A 14,570-nucleotide genomic window follows, 5' to 3' on the forward strand; every position below is an offset into this window, starting at 1 on the left:
CATTTTTAAGCTGTTCTCTCAATTGTAAGTTCCTGTAAAGAGAGCCGATTAGACTTTCTGGCGATCACGAAATGCACGCTCGATTTCACGCTTCGCATCCTTTTTCTTCAGATCATCACGCTTGTCATAATGCTTCTTACCTTTTGCCAAACCTATCAAAAGCTTGGCAAAACCATTTTTCAGATACATTTTCAAAGGAACAATAGAATAACCTTGTTCTTTTGTTGCACCTAAAAGCTTATTAATTTCCTTGCGATGCAAGAGCAGCTTACGTGTACGGAGCGGATCGTGGTTATAACGGTTTCCTTGTTCGTATGTGCTGATATGCATGTTGTGTAAAAAAAGCTCGCCGTTTTGCACGCGGGCAAATGAATCCTTTAGGTTTGCCCGTCCTGCGCGAATGGATTTTATCTCTGTGCCCTGAAGGACAATTCCAGCTTCAAATGTTTCTTCGACGTGGTAATCGTGCCGCGCTTTCTTATTTTGTGCGACTACTTTCCCTTCTCCTTTTGGCATGTAAACTCAATCCTCCCCACAGCAAGTGAACTCTAATTATAGCAATTTGGTCAAAAAACGTCAAGGTTCACCCTTATAGATGAACCTTGAACATCACCCCAATTATTTCTTCTTTTTCTTGCCCTTCTTTTTAGCAACAGGTTTATAAAAAGGCTTTTTCTTTCCCTTCTTAGAATCCTGTGGTCCGCTCGAACGGTCAGACTCATTTTTGCGGTTCTTGCTGCGTCGTCCGCGTCCCCGTTGAGGTGTATCACCGATATCGATAACTTGCTGGCGGTCTTTATGACGCTTGCGAGGAGTTCCTTTCATTCCAACGATTTCAAAATCGATCGCACGTTCATCAACGTTTACGTTTACAACACGTATTGAAATCTCGTCGCCGATTCGGAACACGTTACCTGTACGTTCTCCGATCATGGCCATAAACTTTTCATCAAAACGATAGTAATCGTCTGTTAAGTAACTGACATGAACAAGACCTTCAATCGTATTCGGGAGCTCGACGAAAAGTCCAAAGTTTGTGACCGAACTGATTACTCCATCGAACTCTTCCCCAACTTTATCGAGCATAAACTGCGCCTTTTTCAGTTCGTCAGTTTCACGTTCAGCATCAACTGCACGGCGTTCCATGGCAGAAGCATGTTTGGCGATGCTCGGAAGTTCTGCCTTCCAGTGGCTGACCGTTTTTGGACCTGTATCTTTTTCAAACAGATACGTACGAATCAATCGGTGAACGATTAAATCCGGATAACGGCGAATAGGTGAAGTGAAATGTGTATAGAACTCAGTAGCTAAACCATAATGGCCTAGTGATATATGATCATACTTCGCCTGTTTCATGGAACGAAGCATAATCTTGCTGATAACCATCTCTTCCGGCTCGCCTCTTACGGTTTCAAGCAGCTGCTGAAGACTTCTTGGATGGATATCACTTGCAGATCCTTTTATGGCATAACCAAACATTCCGATGAATTCCAAGAAACGTTCTAGCTTGCCTTCGTCCGGATCTTCATGTATACGATACATAAAGGGAAGCTCAAGCTTATGAAAATGTTCCGCTACCGTTTCGTTAGCACAAAGCATAAATTCCTCAATTAACTTTTCTGCTACAGATCGCTCACGCAGAACTACATCTTGCGGATCACTATTTTCATCGACAAGAACTTTTGCTTCTGAAAAATCAAAGTCGATTGCACCACGGGCGAAACGTTTTTTACGCAGAACTTCTGCAAGTTCTCCCATTAGCTTGAAGAATGGAATTAAAGGCTCATAACGTTTTGTTACTTCCTCATCTTCATCCTGTAAAATTTTTCGGACATCCGTATATGTCATTCGCTCAGTTGTTTTAATCACACTCGGGAAAATCTCGTGTTTTATTACATCACCATCATGATTGATTTCCATCTCACAAGAGATCGTCAGGCGATCAACTTTCGGGTTTAATGAACAGATTCCATTCGATAAACGGTGTGGAATCATCGGAATAACCCGGTCTACTAAATACACACTCGTACCGCGTTCACGGGCTTCTGTATCAATCGGAGAATCTTCCGTTACATAATTTGTAACATCAGCAATGTGGACACCTAGCTTATAATGACCATTCGGCAGTTTGATGACATGAACTGCGTCATCCAAGTCTTTCGCGTCGGCACCATCGATCGTTACGATCGTTTCGTTACGCAGGTCGCGGCGCCCTTCAATGTCTTTAGGATCGATTTCATCTGGGGTATTATTTGCTTGTTCTAAAGCTTCTTCAGGGAACTCCCTTGGAAGTCCATGCTTAAAAATAACGGAGATGATGTCCACACCTGGATCATTTTTATGTCCGATTATATGGATGATCTCTCCTTCAGCACTGTTTCGGCCTTCTGGGTATTTTGTAATCTTGACAACGACTTTATGTCCTTCTACTGCACCATTTACGCCGTCTGCAGGAATGAAGATGTCGTTAGGGATTCTTTTGTCGTCAGCAATTACAAAACCAAATTTCCTGCTTTCCTGAAACGTTCCTACTACCTCTGTTACACCGCGTTCTAAAATGCGAATGATTGTTCCTTCTGGACGCGACCCAGATGAGGTATTGTTTAAACGGACTAGAACAGTATCACCGCTCATTGCCCCGTTCATATCAGATTGTGAGATATAAACATCTTTTTGGTCACTATCTTCTGGTATTAAAAAGGCAAAACCTTTTGCATGCCCTTGTACACGTCCCTTGATAAGGCTCATCTTTTCAGGGAGACCATAACGGTTAGTTCGTGTTCTGACTACAGACCCTTCATCTTCCAGTTCGTTTAATTTTAAAACCAGTTCTTTGAAAGCTTCAGCGTCCGGAAGTTGAAGAGATTCTTCAATTTCTGTAACGGTCATCGGTTTTTCCGATTCTTTCATGAGCTGGAGTATTTGCAGTTTATCCAAAAACTGACCTCCTTTTATAAGGTAAAGAGCTATTCCGACCAGTCGAGGTCTTCTAAGAATGCATAAACATCTTCATGCAATTGTTCTTTTTCCTTATCTAATGTAATAACGTGTGTTGAATTTTCGTACCATTTTAAATCTTTCTTTTCACTTTCAACTTCCTTATAAATAATATTTGCAGAATCAGTGTTAATCATTTCATCATGTCTAGCCTGCACAACAAATATGGGTGCGTATACTAGATCAACAGAATTTCTTACGCTTTGAATGAGTTCTTGAAGCGCTTTTAACGTATTCATCGGCGTTTTTTTGAATTCTTCCATTTCTTGTTTAATTTGTTCAGGTGATTTTTGTTCCCGTTTTTTATATTCTTCGGCGTAATCACAAACCCCTTTATACATCACTTCTTCGCTTTTGATGGACATTGGAGCGCACATAGGGATCACCGCTTTTACAGGCTGTTCAGTTGCTAATTTCAGTGAAAATACTCCGCCTAAAGAAAGTCCGCAAACGGCAATTTCTTCGTATCCTTTTTCTTTTAGGTGATTGTATCCGCCGATGACATCTTCCCACCAGTCATCAGGACCTGTGTGGACTAATTCCTCTGGAGGTACTGCATGTCCTTTATATTGGGGCGCATGACACGTATAGCCTTTCTTTTGAAGGAACCTCCCCATCATTCTTACGTCTGCTGAACTGCCCGTAAATCCGTGCAGCATCAAGACTGCCCGTTTTCCTCCTTCAAAGAAAAACGGTTTTGGTGCTGTGATTTTCATGTTGTTTCTCTCCTATTCACTCATTAAAAATTGATAAACTTCGTCGATTAACTGATCTTTTTCTACATCATGGCATATCATGTGCTTCGATTCTTTGAAGTAGCAGATTCTTTTATTGGATGCTGCAATTGTTCCGTATAAAAACTCTGCACTTTTTCGAGGTACAAGGCCGTCACACTCTCCTTGTACGATTAGCGTTGGTGCTGAGATGTGAGCCAGTTCCGGTTTAAGTCGCTTTACAAGCTTGCGAAATTCTTTTGTGGCACTGAGAGGCGTATCCATCCATTTTTTTCTGTACCTTTTATATAGTTCATGATCCTTTAACTGGCCGTTAAAACCAGAAATCATCATGTTTGCTATATCTTTAATCATCTGGCCCGGGTTTAAGTAATAAGCACTGGCATTTAACAGAATTAATTTGTCACAGCCATATTTAGCTGCCAGGTAGCCAGCAATCATTCCGCCCATCGAAAAACCGACAATATAGATTTTATCTGCTTTTTTCCGAAGTTCAAGATAAGCATTTTCTGCTTCTTGCAGCCATTCCTCGTGTGTTTTTCCTTTTAAAGAAAGTTTGGTTCCATGCCCAGGGTAAGTTGGCACAGAAAGTACCCAGTCGGTATTTTTCTTTAAAAACTCTGTGATGGGCTCGATTTCATAGGGTCCCCCGGTAAAGCCATGTAAACAAAGACAACCGATCATGCTACCACCTTTTTGACTTTAGATTACCCTTATATGTACGTATCAAATCATATCACAACGACTATCATAAAGGGTGAGCAACGGTTTTTGACACAATAAAAAAACAACAAGCGGATTGTGCCGCCTGCTGCTTTAATTTGTCACTTAATTTGTAGGTAGGAAATACGCTACAGAAATTGTTAAAATGAAAAATAATACCGCTAAAATTACTGTTAGTTTACTGAGCAACGCATCGATACCGCGTGCTTTTTGCTTTCCAAAAAGCTGCTCAGCACCACCTGTAATCGCGCCTGATAATCCAGCCGAACGACCTGATTGAAGAACAACGACAACGATTAAAGCTAGTGATACTAAAATAAGAAGGATTTTTGCTGCTGTTAGCATGAATGTTACACCTCCACCGTTCCACGTTACATTACTATAAATGTATCATAGTGGGAGGGACGAGGCAAAGTTTTTTTTCATACTTTTTAGAAAGCATTACTTGTTGACTGTATTGGTAATCGACGTAGCAAACAAGTTTAGGAAAAAAGTAAAAGTGCGACTAAGACTGACGGACAACGCTTGGCGTCAGGCAAGTTTTCTTTAGCACCTTCGTTAATTTATGCCGAGATAATTAATATCAAATTCTTTATGAAAGATATAAAGTCTGACAGCTTTTATTACGTTCAGCCTCTTATTTAGCAAACCGACTATTTGGACGGTAGTTCCTGGCTGAACAGCTTCGTCTGGCGCAATATCTAAGGTCTTATCTCCATCAAGGAGTTCAGTTTTTGAGTCCAGCTGCACTCTCATCTCCGTTTTTTTATGATGAATCGTGAATACACTGCCTTTTGCTTCTTTTACTTTTCCGATAAAGCTGATTGGATTCAATTTTTCCTGTTTGTTTTCTGCACCATCCGAAGATTCTTGTTTAAGTGGCTGCATCATAAACATCCCCTCTTCGCATATATGGGGACATCCCCCATATTCATTTTACTGTTCTTTTGGTTGTTTTATGTCTGATTCTGATGGTGTGTCCTTCTGTGAGGAATAGTAGTTGTCGTTGAATATGGACTTTTTCATAACAACATCTTCATAGGTTTCTGATTGCAAACGGGCTTTTTCGCCATGAGTGATTTGCAGGTTATACGTTCTGTACATCAATATCGAAAATAATAAAATAATAAAAGCAAGATATAAATGAAAACGGAACGCCCTGTCTTTTCGATACTGTATAGTTTCCTCTACCCTCATTTTTAGTTCACCACACCTATTTGGAAAAAAACATCAATTTATAAGGAGTATTTTCCTTTTCATTAATTTACTCTCTTTTGGTCAACTCTAAAATGGCTTTTTCATGATTCTTCTCTCATACGAACATGATAAAGTTCAGAAAATTAAACAAGTTGATTATAGGGTTAAAAACACGATTAAAAACCTGCAGGACGTTAGTGTCCATGCAGGTTTTATCAGGTCAAAGTTATTTAATTTGAAGCATGTATCCATATCGGGGAACAGTCACAATCGTATCCCCATATGGGCCAAGTTTCTTTCGTAATCGATATACGAGAGCATTGATCTCATCATTGCCGACGTCGGGGATTTCATTCGATCCCGATACCATCCTCTCAGGCCAAATACGAATCTTTATTTCATCACTGCTTACAGCCTGGTTCTTTTTTCGATAGAGAAACACAAGCAGGTCTGTATGTTTTCCTGATAAAAATAATGGTTCGCCATCGATAGTGATCTGGCGACGTTCGGGAATGATGTGAAGGCCGTTTGTTATTTTTCTTTCAGCAGGCTCGATCGGAGATGTGAACTCCATTGTTAAATCGGTTTCTCCTGTTTGGGTATTTAAATAGGTAAGCAGTACAACACCCTTTGCCAGACTGATCACATCACCAGATTGGAGCTTTATAGGGACATTAGGTTCTAACATGACATTATTTAACTCAGTGCCATGTTTGGAATCCAAGTCACGAATAAGTGGCTCACCTTCCTGTAAGTAGATCTCAGCGTGATTGCGCGATACATATGGACTGAGGAGTGAAATATCCGTTTCATTTGTATGAGATGACCGCCCAAAGAGTAATACTTCTCCTTCAGGCTTCAGCGGAATCAAGCTCCCCGTATCATATGGATCTCCGGCTTCTATTCGTATGTATAAACTTTGTTTCATGATAACTCCTCCGAACAAAAACAATTAACGTGTTATAAGCATTTTAAATGATAATTGTTAAAATTAGAAGAAATAAGAGCTTATTTAGCAGATACGCCAAGATTTTTAATAATTTTTTCAAATATTTTAATTGTACCGTATAGGACAACCCAGCTTTTACAAATCTTAAGGGTAACAAGATTGGAGGGATCGAAATGACTGTTTTTGAAACAATGTCACTGATGATTAGTTTCTCGATGCTCATTGTTACCATCCTTCATTCTAATGGCCGCTCTCGTTAACTACCAGTATTAATAAGGCCCCCAAGCAATTGCTTGGGGGCTGTCCTTTCCACAAAGACAAAAGTAAGTTTTGTCTTTGTTTGGGGTCAGACCCCTAATGGATGAAAATGTGCTCCGCAGATTTGTTTAAGAGTGTCATGTACGGTGGGTGAATAACTAATAACAACACATGTTGCCGGACCTGCAGACTTTGTTAACGTTAAATCGGATGTAAATGCTCTCTGCTGATCAGTGAGTAAATGGAGTTCATATAGAATTCCTTTTGAGCCTACAGGGATAATTTCATACACTTCTTCCTGAGCTAAAAGTTCCTTAAATAGTCGTAAAGGAAGAATCTTATTCTCCTTACACATCACTTCTTCACCTGCGAGAGGTTCTCCTACCACAGCAAATTTGGCGTCTTCAAGTGTTCTTCCAATTCGTAATTTTTTATGTAATACTGTTCCCGCGACTATAAAAGAGGATGCTGATTGAAGGAGTGAAAAGTTAGACTCAGAACTACCCGTTACTTCCAAATCATCCAATTCGAGCTCGGCAATTATCCGATTCGCTCCATTAACTAGTGAACTCCATGCTTCATCTCCATTGAAAGAATGGACAATTAATGTGATTGGTTGTGCCCCGACAGCCAGCAGCTCCATCAGCGCTACTCTAAATCCATAATAAGAAACAATATCATAGTGCACGTTCACCTGATCAAGTTCCTTTAAACCAATACAACCTGAATTGTCAGATGCAAATACAAGGCTAGTTTCTTTTTGAAAAGGGATTATGGAAATGTCTCTTTTATTCATCGGTCCATCACACCCTCCGTCTTTCCCAAAATGGTTTTAACCGGGGGATAATGAGCATAGAAACAAATGCGTTTAGTACAGAAGCAATGATAAGTCCTGGCATAATTGCTAGTATAATTCCCTTCCCGATTATCGGCCAAAGCATGAATGGCGCAATAATTCCGTTTCCAGCGACAAACAAGAAAAATGCAAGATGGCGGTTTTTTTTACGATAAAAATATCCAAAAAGGAAAGTTAACCCGGCCATTTGAACAGCAACAAGAACATGCAATGGACCAAATGGAAAACCTGCAAGTCCTGCTGACATCAAGTGTCCAGCACAAGCAACAATCATGCCCCAACCAGGGGACCACAGAGAAGCAGCAACCAAGGCAGGCATGGAATCAAATGCAAGGGTACCGATTCCAGCTGGGATTTTAATAAATGAACCCGCAATTGCGAGTGATAAGAAACTAACGAAAAGAACAGGATGATTACTTCTCATCCTGGTCGTTTCCTTTCCGTTTTCCTCCCTTAAAAACAATCGCACTGCGTTCGTATTCAACATCCTTGATTTTTAGCCTGTGATTGACTACACGAGCTGCAGCAAAAAAGTAGTCGGACAATCGATTTACATAACGTAGAACTTCGGGATGAATGGTATCCGTCTGTTTCAATTCTACAATCTCTCGTTCTGCCCGGCGTGCAATTGTACGGCAAATATGAAATAGAGCTGCGAGTTCAGAACCTCCAGGTAAAATAAAGCGTTCCAGTTCAGGTGCTTCCTGAACATAGAGATCAATCCGTTCCTCAAGAAAAAAGACAATTTCTTCTTTTGTTTTAAAAGGATAATCTGCTTTAACAGCAGAGAGATCCCCACCGCAGTCAAAAAGTTCATGCTGAATTTTGACCATTTCAGAGGCAATATCTTTCAATGAGGGATCGTATAGTTTAGTAATCGTAAGTCCAACAAAACTATTCAATTCATCAAGAGAACCATATGCTTTTACTCGAATATGACTTTTGTTTAAACGTCCTCCAATAACACTCGTTTTTCCTTCATCTCCGGTTTTCGTATACAGTTTCATGTCCTTCACCCTTTCCTTTTAAAAGCTGTGGGATACCGTACCAGATTAAATCGACTCTATCAGCCATTCTCACGATGTCCTGAAAGAACCAACCGTTGAGATCACGCCACATTCGATTTTCCTGTTCCATGGGTACGATTCCTTTTCCAATATCTGTCCCAATTAAAATAAGGTGATGATCTTTACTTTCATCCCAAATCATCCAGGATGCTAAAACCTGTGATAACGTTTCTCTTGCTGACTCGCCTTTTTCGAGTATCAACGTTCGAACGATATGTTCAATTCCTTCAAGAACTACTATTTTGGCACCATAAAAATCATCGGTGTCAGGAATGACATCTTTTAAAACGAACCAACCTTTATTTTCCCGAGAGAACTTGTAGGTTTCTGTTACCCATTTTGCCTTGCCATGAAAGGCACCGCCTGCAACGAAATGCATCGCTTACCACTCCTTAATTCTTCTCTGTCCCAAAAGAATGTATATCCTTCTCCATGCCCTGTTTTCCACGTCCACATATAGTTAGCTGGTCCTAGCTTGGATAAATAATAGCGAATCGGACCACCGTGTGTTATAAGAACGATGTGATTAACATGTTCTTTTTCAAAATAGGAAATCAATTCTGTTTGCCATCCGAGCTCTAATCTTCTTTCAAATTCTGAGAGTGATTCACCTTCTGGTGGCTGATATTGGGAGGGATCATCTATCCATTTTTGGTAATGAGGGTGATGCTTCAACTCCTCATAGGTCTTCCCTTCCCATTTTCCAAAATGAATTTCGCAAAAGGACCCTGAAGTAATGATTGCCTGATCTGGGTAAAGGATACGGGACGTTTCCACACAACGATTTCTGTCACTTGATATCACTACATCTGCCGCAGGAAACATCAATTCTTCTTTTAAGCGATTTATTTCTTTGATTCCTTCTTTACAAAGGGAAGGATTATGTAACCCGATGTATTGTTTTTGTTGATTTGCAGCTGTTAAGCCATGACGAAGTATAGTAACAGCCACCCTACGAACCATAGCCATGTTTCTGCTCCCTCCACACAGGCACCAAGCATGTCACCAGTAATTCCTCCAAACTTTTTTATAAAAAAATGTCCGCTTACTATAGCGAAAACAAGCCCGCTAACGCTTAACGATAATACCAACAGGAAGGTACTAGTAAAATAAGAGACGAATAGACCAAAAATAACGTACCCGATTAACCCGGCCATCAGATGTGGAGCTAAAGCCTCTTTCATAGCGAATGCCATTCCGTTCTTCCTTGCTAATGGGGTCTTTACAAGGACATACACCATACCAATACGCGTCAGAAAAGGTATAAATAAAAATAGCAACCATCCAAATTCATGGTTTCCCTTTACGATTTCGTAAACGAACGCAAAACGCCAGCCAAGAAGGAATAAAACAGACAGTACTCCAAACGCACCTACACGTGAGTCTTTCATAATCTCTAGTTTCTTCTCATTTGTAGCCCGGGAGAAATATGCATCACTGCAATCCATCCAGCCGTCCAAATGCAGGCCACCGGTAATAATGATAGAAAAGGAAAACAAGTAAACTGTGAGTATAAGTGGTGGAATACTGATTATTGGCTGAAGCAGTGAGGCTTGAACCGAAGCGAGTATTCCTAATACCAACCCTACGAATGGATAAAACATAATGCTCCATCTGGCGGTTTGCTGGTTCCATATAAAAGAACGGTAAATGGGCAAAATCGTCAAAAATTGAAAGGCTAGTCCAAGACCATGAAGGAAGGAAAACTTAACGGATCGCTGTTCGGTCTGCATGCCTGCTGCTCCTCTTCATAAACATCGGTGTTCCATTCTCTACTAAACAAGCTATATCTGCTTTTTTAACGATAGCTTGATGCAATTTTCCGAGGAGCTCAATAAAGTAATATGTTCCATCCTCATTTACTGATATAGGATCAAAAAATACTTCATTTGATACAATCACCAAGTTTATACCTGTTTTCATAAGCTCATTTATACCTTTTAAGATTTTTTCGTACATTTTTTTTCTGAATAGAGGTGAAATCCACCAGTTAGCGTTCATTTCCCATCCATCAAATAGTTCATTATTCAAGAGATTTGTCAGACAATCTATTAAAACCACATCTCCAGGTTGAAAAGACACAGCTAATTCATGAAGATTTCTAGGCTGTTCAAAAGTTATCCAATTCAATGGATCTCTTTCTCTATCATTCTGGTGCTTTTGGATTCTCATTCTCATTTCATGATCAATATGATTACTTGTTGCAACATAATAAGCTGTGCGATCATCTGAGGCTAATCGAGAAACAACTTGTTCGGCATAGGTACTTTTACCACTCCTAACCCCTCCGGTTACAAATATCAGCAATGCTCCTACCGCCTTTCTAAGTACACTCGATAATCTCTAGGTTCATCAGACCTTGTATCAGCTATCTTTTGTTTAGCTAGATCTATCGCTTCTGTTACCCTTTTTAATAGTGTCTTGGCAATTTTTGTACTCCTCGTGGCAGAAAGAATTTTTTCTCCTGTTTGAGTAACAGCGATAAAAGTATTTGAATCGAAGTCTGATTTTATTGGGATTAAAGTATGTATGGATTCATTAACAGTAAGCATCACTTGAATGAAAGATGCATCTGTAAGAGTCGCCTGTAAAAATACACCAATAGTGATTGGTCGATTAGTAAATGGATCGACACTTGCCACAACACTAACTTTTCCGAATGATTCTGTGCTGTGTATAACAGCTGCCTGATTCAAGTTATTCATTACCTGAAATCTTAATGTGTGATCAAGTCGGGTATAGCTTTGAGCAGGCTCCCGTTCAATGATAAAAGTATCCGTCCATTCAAAACCATGTGTTGATGAGAGTGTTTTTAGCGGGTATCTAGACGAAACGACTAACCTATCTTCTTGTTGAGAAATCTTTAAATCCTCAAGGCTATTCACTTTCTTCACTTCCCGAGGATTAATGGAAATCAATGGCCGTGGAACCTTGGAATGTTCCTGCCGTAAAAGATTGGCTTCATACACGTTCTGTAACGTTACTTGATCCATTACATCATTCGGTATACCTTTTGATTGAAGCTCCCCATTATTAAGCATGTAGATATTATCACAGTACAAGCTTGCAATATTTAAATCATGCAATATGGCGACCACTGTCAGTTCTCTTGATCGATTCCACATCTTTAATAGATCCATAAGCTTCATCTGATTGGACAAATCCAAGTGATTCGTAGGTTCGTCTAGCAATAATATCTCAGGCTCTTGTGCTAAAGCTTTCGCCAGGAACACTCGTTGACGCTCACCGCCACTTAAATCCTGAATTCGATGAGAAGCAAACTGTTGAACATGTGTGAGTTCCATGGCTCTTTCGATCAACTCTGCATCATGTTTGTCTGATTGTTTGAGCCATCCTTTGAAATATGGGTACCTGCCTAAACTTACGACTTCACGAACAGTAAATTCAAAGGAATGATTCCCATGCTGAGGCAAAACAGCAACAGATCTTGCTAATTCCCTCGAAGAATAAGACCGGATATCACGATTTTTGATCAATACCGTTCCTTTTAAAGGCTTTAATGCCCCGCTAAGCATCTTCATAAGTGTTGTTTTACCGCTTCCATTAGGACCGATGATTCCAGTAAATTGCCCTTTTTCAACTGAGAGTGAAATCTCTTTAAGTATGGTCTTCCCGTAATACCCTCCAGATACTTGATCAACTTGAATCATGAACCCACCCTCTTTTTTCGATAAGAAATAAAAATGATGGCAAATACAGGACTGCCGATAATGGCTGTCAAAACCCCGATCGGCAGTTCTGTTGGGGAAATGATAGTTCGTGCTATCACATCAATCAAAACGAGAAAGATACCCCCTAGTACCATTGACAAAGGCAATAAATGACGATGGTCAGTGCCCCAAAACCTTCTGGCTATATGTGGGATGACAAGTCCTACAAACCCAATCGTACCTGAAACTGCTACCGAAGATCCTGTCAGTATGGAAGCAGCAAGCAGAATCCATGAAGTGTGTCCCTTTACATTAACCCCTGTAGTTCTAGCATCTTCCCTGCTGAATGACATCGCGTTCAGTTCCCGGCTGCTCATTATTAAAATGATAAATCCAATTACCAAGAATGGAGTGACAAGTTGTACATATGGCCATCCCCTCATTGAGACACTTCCTAATAGCCAGCCGATGATCTGTCGGAGCTCTTCACCTGTCATCGCGATCAATAATGAAATAAGAGAACCTAGAAATGAACTTGCTAAAATTCCTGCGAGGATAATGGTCTCGATAGACATTTCCCGTTGAACAATTTGCGCTAGGGCAAGCACTCCTAATAATGCGATGAAACCGCCAATTACACTGACTACCGGTAATGTGAAATCTCCTAGGAACGGTAGTTGGAAGCTAAAAAATAAAACGCAGACTGCCCCAAGCGCTGAACCGGAAGAAACCCCGAGTGTGTATGGATCAGCTAGAGGATTTTTTAAAAGTCCCTGAAACGCTGTACCTGCCAAAGCAAGAGAGCACCCGACCATTGCTGCTAAAAGCACTCTTGGAAAGCGAATCTGCATGACGATATTTACAGTTGCAATGTCAATGCCATCGGGCAGCTTTGTATGAAAAATTTCAGAAAAAATGATTTGAAATACGTGAGAAAGGGGGATTGGCACACTGCCTGCCGATACCCCAATTCCAATGGTAAACAATAAAATAAGAAAAACAGTCAAGTAAGACCAAAAGAATTTATTCGTTAAATACATCTGGATAGATTGCTTTGGCAAGTTCCTTCACCCCTTCGATCAAGCGAGGACCCGGCCTTGTTACTTTATCTGAATGAACATCAAAAACTTGCTCATTTTTTACCGCAGGGACATCTTTCCATGCACTCCGTTTCATTACTTGGTCTTTTGTATTTTCAACATAATAGCCATAAGTTGTAATCACTACTTCTGGATTGTAGTTAACCGCTTCTTCTTCAGTCACTTTCACCCAGCCTTGCTGATCACCAGCTGCATTGGTTGCTTGAATAACGTTTAACATCTCGTCAATAAACGTTCCTTTTCCAGTCGTATAGATCTCAGGTTCTGGAGAAACCTCTACCCATACCTTTTTCTTATCTTTTACATTTTTTGCTTGATCTTTAATCTGTTTTAAGTCATCTTTCATTGACTGAATGATAGTTTGTCCTTCTTTTTTCGTACCTGTCGCCTTTGCTATCATTTCGATTGATCCATACGTGTCTTCAAAATTGGTTGCATCTTTTACAACAAGAACAGGTATCCCAGCATCTTTAATCTGTGATAACCCTGGTTTAGCACTTTCACCTCCTGATGCATGTGCAAGAACAAGGTCTGGCTTTAAACCTATAATCTTCTCAACATTAAACTCCATGTCCCCGATTTTTTCTTTTTTTAGCGCGGCTTCAGGATAATTATCAAAATCAGAAACTCCTACGATTTCTTTTTCTAATCCAAGAGCAAAAGCAATTTCCGTATTACTCGGAACCAAAGATACGATACGTTTTGGTTTTTTTTCTATTGTTATTTTTTCACCTGTATCATCTTCTATCGAAACAGGAAATGCGCCGGTATGTACTTTTGTGCTTTCAGCAGCCTTTTCTGTAGATCCTGTCTTTTCAGCAGAACATCCTGCTATTACACTAATGACGAGCATCAGCGTAAACCATAAAGATATCAATCTTTTCATCTTTTCATCTCTCCCGTATAATTTATCAGCTAAACAAATCGACCGGTACTTTCTAAATCCTGTTTGAAAGGGCGAACGTATTAAAATAAAAAAAGCCCTCCCTTCGGAGAGCAAAATACAATAAAATAAACA

General features: G+C 40.1%; 19 protein-coding genes. 1 reads left to right on the forward strand and 18 read right to left on the reverse strand.

The window, feature by feature from the left end; genetic code table 11:
- Window positions 1-48 precede the first annotated feature (48 nt).
- From smpB to M3196_RS07005, 8 genes are all read right to left on the reverse strand, one after another.
- Entirely contained in the window at window positions 49-516 is a 468-nt protein-coding gene (gene smpB, locus M3196_RS06970; protein ID WP_066292503.1) for an SsrA-binding protein SmpB, read from the reverse strand.
- A gap of 102 nt (window positions 517-618) precedes the next feature.
- Window positions 619-2,910 carry a ribonuclease R gene (rnr, locus tag M3196_RS06975; RefSeq protein ID WP_251321746.1) on the reverse strand — a complete coding sequence of 764 codons (2,292 nt, stop codon included), beginning with the start codon at window positions 2,908-2,910 and terminating at the stop codon, window positions 619-621.
- Window positions 2,911-2,966: 56 nt separating this feature from the next.
- Window positions 2,967-3,713 (reverse strand): alpha/beta hydrolase, encoded by a 747-nt coding sequence (locus tag M3196_RS06980; protein ID WP_251321502.1) that lies wholly within the window; start codon window positions 3,711-3,713, stop codon window positions 2,967-2,969.
- A gap of 12 nt (window positions 3,714-3,725) precedes the next feature.
- The gene (locus tag M3196_RS06985) at window positions 3,726-4,415 is read right to left on the reverse strand and encodes an alpha/beta hydrolase (protein ID WP_251321503.1); all 690 of its coding nucleotides are present in this window, start codon (window positions 4,413-4,415) and stop codon (window positions 3,726-3,728) included.
- A 144-nt stretch (window positions 4,416-4,559) separates the two neighbouring features.
- Complete coding sequence (gene secG, locus M3196_RS06990) at window positions 4,560-4,799, reverse strand: preprotein translocase subunit SecG (protein WP_251321504.1); 240 nt, start codon at window positions 4,797-4,799, stop codon at window positions 4,560-4,562.
- Window positions 4,800-5,012: 213 nt separating this feature from the next.
- Window positions 5,013-5,345 carry a hypothetical protein gene (locus tag M3196_RS06995; RefSeq protein WP_251321505.1) on the reverse strand — a complete coding sequence of 111 codons (333 nt, stop codon included), beginning with the start codon at window positions 5,343-5,345 and terminating at the stop codon, window positions 5,013-5,015.
- Between the two features lie 45 nt (window positions 5,346-5,390).
- The gene (locus M3196_RS07000; protein ID WP_251321506.1) at window positions 5,391-5,651 is read right to left on the reverse strand and encodes a hypothetical protein; all 261 of its coding nucleotides are present in this window, start codon (window positions 5,649-5,651) and stop codon (window positions 5,391-5,393) included.
- Between the two features lie 226 nt (window positions 5,652-5,877).
- The gene (locus M3196_RS07005; RefSeq protein WP_251321507.1) at window positions 5,878-6,579 is read right to left on the reverse strand and encodes an FHA domain-containing protein; all 702 of its coding nucleotides are present in this window, start codon (window positions 6,577-6,579) and stop codon (window positions 5,878-5,880) included.
- Window positions 6,580-6,773: 194 nt separating this feature from the next.
- Between M3196_RS07005 and M3196_RS22200 the strand changes: the two genes are divergently transcribed.
- On the forward strand, window positions 6,774-6,860 hold the full coding sequence (locus tag M3196_RS22200) for a putative holin-like toxin (protein WP_226536389.1): 87 nt from the start codon (window positions 6,774-6,776) through the stop codon (window positions 6,858-6,860).
- Window positions 6,861-6,946: 86 nt separating this feature from the next.
- Here the strand turns inward: M3196_RS22200 and M3196_RS07010 are convergent, their stop codons facing one another.
- From M3196_RS07010 to M3196_RS07055, 10 genes are read right to left on the reverse strand one after another with little or no spacing between them, the layout of a single operon-like run.
- Window positions 6,947-7,654, reverse strand: a complete 708-nt coding sequence (locus tag M3196_RS07010) for an ATPase (RefSeq protein ID WP_251321508.1) — start codon at window positions 7,652-7,654, stop codon at window positions 6,947-6,949.
- Between the two features lie 7 nt (window positions 7,655-7,661).
- Window positions 7,662-8,138 (reverse strand): ECF transporter S component, encoded by a 477-nt coding sequence (locus M3196_RS07015; RefSeq protein ID WP_251321509.1) that lies wholly within the window; start codon window positions 8,136-8,138, stop codon window positions 7,662-7,664.
- On the reverse strand, window positions 8,128-8,721 hold the full coding sequence (locus M3196_RS07020) for a cob(I)yrinic acid a,c-diamide adenosyltransferase (protein ID WP_251321510.1): 594 nt from the start codon (window positions 8,719-8,721) through the stop codon (window positions 8,128-8,130). The genes M3196_RS07015 and M3196_RS07020 overlap by 11 nt, the downstream gene beginning before the upstream one ends.
- Window positions 8,693-9,160: a bifunctional adenosylcobinamide kinase/adenosylcobinamide-phosphate guanylyltransferase gene (locus M3196_RS07025; protein ID WP_251321511.1), complete on the reverse strand. Its 468-nt coding sequence runs from the start codon at window positions 9,158-9,160 to the stop codon at window positions 8,693-8,695. The genes M3196_RS07020 and M3196_RS07025 overlap by 29 nt, the downstream gene beginning before the upstream one ends.
- Window positions 9,112-9,750 carry a histidine phosphatase family protein gene (locus M3196_RS07030; RefSeq protein ID WP_251321512.1) on the reverse strand — a complete coding sequence of 213 codons (639 nt, stop codon included), beginning with the start codon at window positions 9,748-9,750 and terminating at the stop codon, window positions 9,112-9,114. The genes M3196_RS07025 and M3196_RS07030 overlap by 49 nt, the downstream gene beginning before the upstream one ends.
- Window positions 9,702-10,514: an adenosylcobinamide-GDP ribazoletransferase gene (gene cobS, locus M3196_RS07035; RefSeq protein ID WP_251321513.1), complete on the reverse strand. Its 813-nt coding sequence runs from the start codon at window positions 10,512-10,514 to the stop codon at window positions 9,702-9,704. The genes M3196_RS07030 and cobS overlap by 49 nt, the downstream gene beginning before the upstream one ends.
- Window positions 10,489-11,088, reverse strand: a complete 600-nt coding sequence (locus M3196_RS07040; protein WP_251321514.1) for a bifunctional adenosylcobinamide kinase/adenosylcobinamide-phosphate guanylyltransferase — start codon at window positions 11,086-11,088, stop codon at window positions 10,489-10,491. The genes cobS and M3196_RS07040 overlap by 26 nt, the downstream gene beginning before the upstream one ends.
- Before the next feature lie 5 nt (window positions 11,089-11,093).
- Window positions 11,094-12,452 carry an ABC transporter ATP-binding protein gene (locus M3196_RS07045; RefSeq protein WP_251321515.1) on the reverse strand — a complete coding sequence of 453 codons (1,359 nt, stop codon included), beginning with the start codon at window positions 12,450-12,452 and terminating at the stop codon, window positions 11,094-11,096.
- Entirely contained in the window at window positions 12,449-13,513 is a 1,065-nt protein-coding gene (locus M3196_RS07050; protein WP_251321516.1) for a FecCD family ABC transporter permease, read from the reverse strand. The genes M3196_RS07045 and M3196_RS07050 overlap by 4 nt, the downstream gene beginning before the upstream one ends.
- Window positions 13,476-14,438, reverse strand: a complete 963-nt coding sequence (locus M3196_RS07055; protein WP_251321517.1) for an ABC transporter substrate-binding protein — start codon at window positions 14,436-14,438, stop codon at window positions 13,476-13,478. The genes M3196_RS07050 and M3196_RS07055 overlap by 38 nt, the downstream gene beginning before the upstream one ends.
- Window positions 14,439-14,570: the final 132 nt, after the last annotated feature.

This window comes from Fictibacillus nanhaiensis (assembly GCF_023715445.1).
Taxonomy (GTDB): domain Bacteria; phylum Bacillota; class Bacilli; order Bacillales; family Fictibacillaceae; genus Fictibacillus; species Fictibacillus nanhaiensis_D.

Coding starts and splice junctions, on each gene's coding strand:
- smpB (WP_066292503.1), bottom strand. CDS start 516: ATGCCAAAAGGAGAAGGGAAAGTAGTCGCACAAAATAAGAAAGCGCGG.
- rnr (WP_251321746.1), bottom strand. CDS start 2,910: ATGAAAGAATCGGAAAAACCGATGACCGTTACAGAAATTGAAGAATCT.
- M3196_RS06980 (WP_251321502.1), bottom strand. CDS start 3,713: ATGAAAATCACAGCACCAAAACCGTTTTTCTTTGAAGGAGGAAAACGG.
- M3196_RS06985 (WP_251321503.1), bottom strand. CDS start 4,415: ATGATCGGTTGTCTTTGTTTACATGGCTTTACCGGGGGACCCTATGAA.
- secG (WP_251321504.1), bottom strand. CDS start 4,799: ATGCTAACAGCAGCAAAAATCCTTCTTATTTTAGTATCACTAGCTTTA.
- M3196_RS06995 (WP_251321505.1), bottom strand. CDS start 5,345: ATGATGCAGCCACTTAAACAAGAATCTTCGGATGGTGCAGAAAACAAA.
- M3196_RS07000 (WP_251321506.1), bottom strand. CDS start 5,651: ATGAGGGTAGAGGAAACTATACAGTATCGAAAAGACAGGGCGTTCCGT.
- M3196_RS07005 (WP_251321507.1), bottom strand. CDS start 6,579: ATGAAACAAAGTTTATACATACGAATAGAAGCCGGAGATCCATATGAT.
- M3196_RS22200 (WP_226536389.1), top strand. CDS start 6,774: ATGACTGTTTTTGAAACAATGTCACTGATGATTAGTTTCTCGATGCTC.
- M3196_RS07010 (WP_251321508.1), bottom strand. CDS start 7,654: ATGAATAAAAGAGACATTTCCATAATCCCTTTTCAAAAAGAAACTAGC.
- M3196_RS07015 (WP_251321509.1), bottom strand. CDS start 8,138: ATGAGAAGTAATCATCCTGTTCTTTTCGTTAGTTTCTTATCACTCGCA.
- M3196_RS07020 (WP_251321510.1), bottom strand. CDS start 8,721: ATGAAACTGTATACGAAAACCGGAGATGAAGGAAAAACGAGTGTTATT.
- M3196_RS07025 (WP_251321511.1), bottom strand. CDS start 9,160: ATGCATTTCGTTGCAGGCGGTGCCTTTCATGGCAAGGCAAAATGGGTA.
- M3196_RS07030 (WP_251321512.1), bottom strand. CDS start 9,750: ATGGCTATGGTTCGTAGGGTGGCTGTTACTATACTTCGTCATGGCTTA.
- cobS (WP_251321513.1), bottom strand. CDS start 10,514: ATGCAGACCGAACAGCGATCCGTTAAGTTTTCCTTCCTTCATGGTCTT.
- M3196_RS07045 (WP_251321515.1), bottom strand. CDS start 12,452: ATGATTCAAGTTGATCAAGTATCTGGAGGGTATTACGGGAAGACCATA.
- M3196_RS07055 (WP_251321517.1), bottom strand. CDS start 14,438: ATGAAAAGATTGATATCTTTATGGTTTACGCTGATGCTCGTCATTAGT.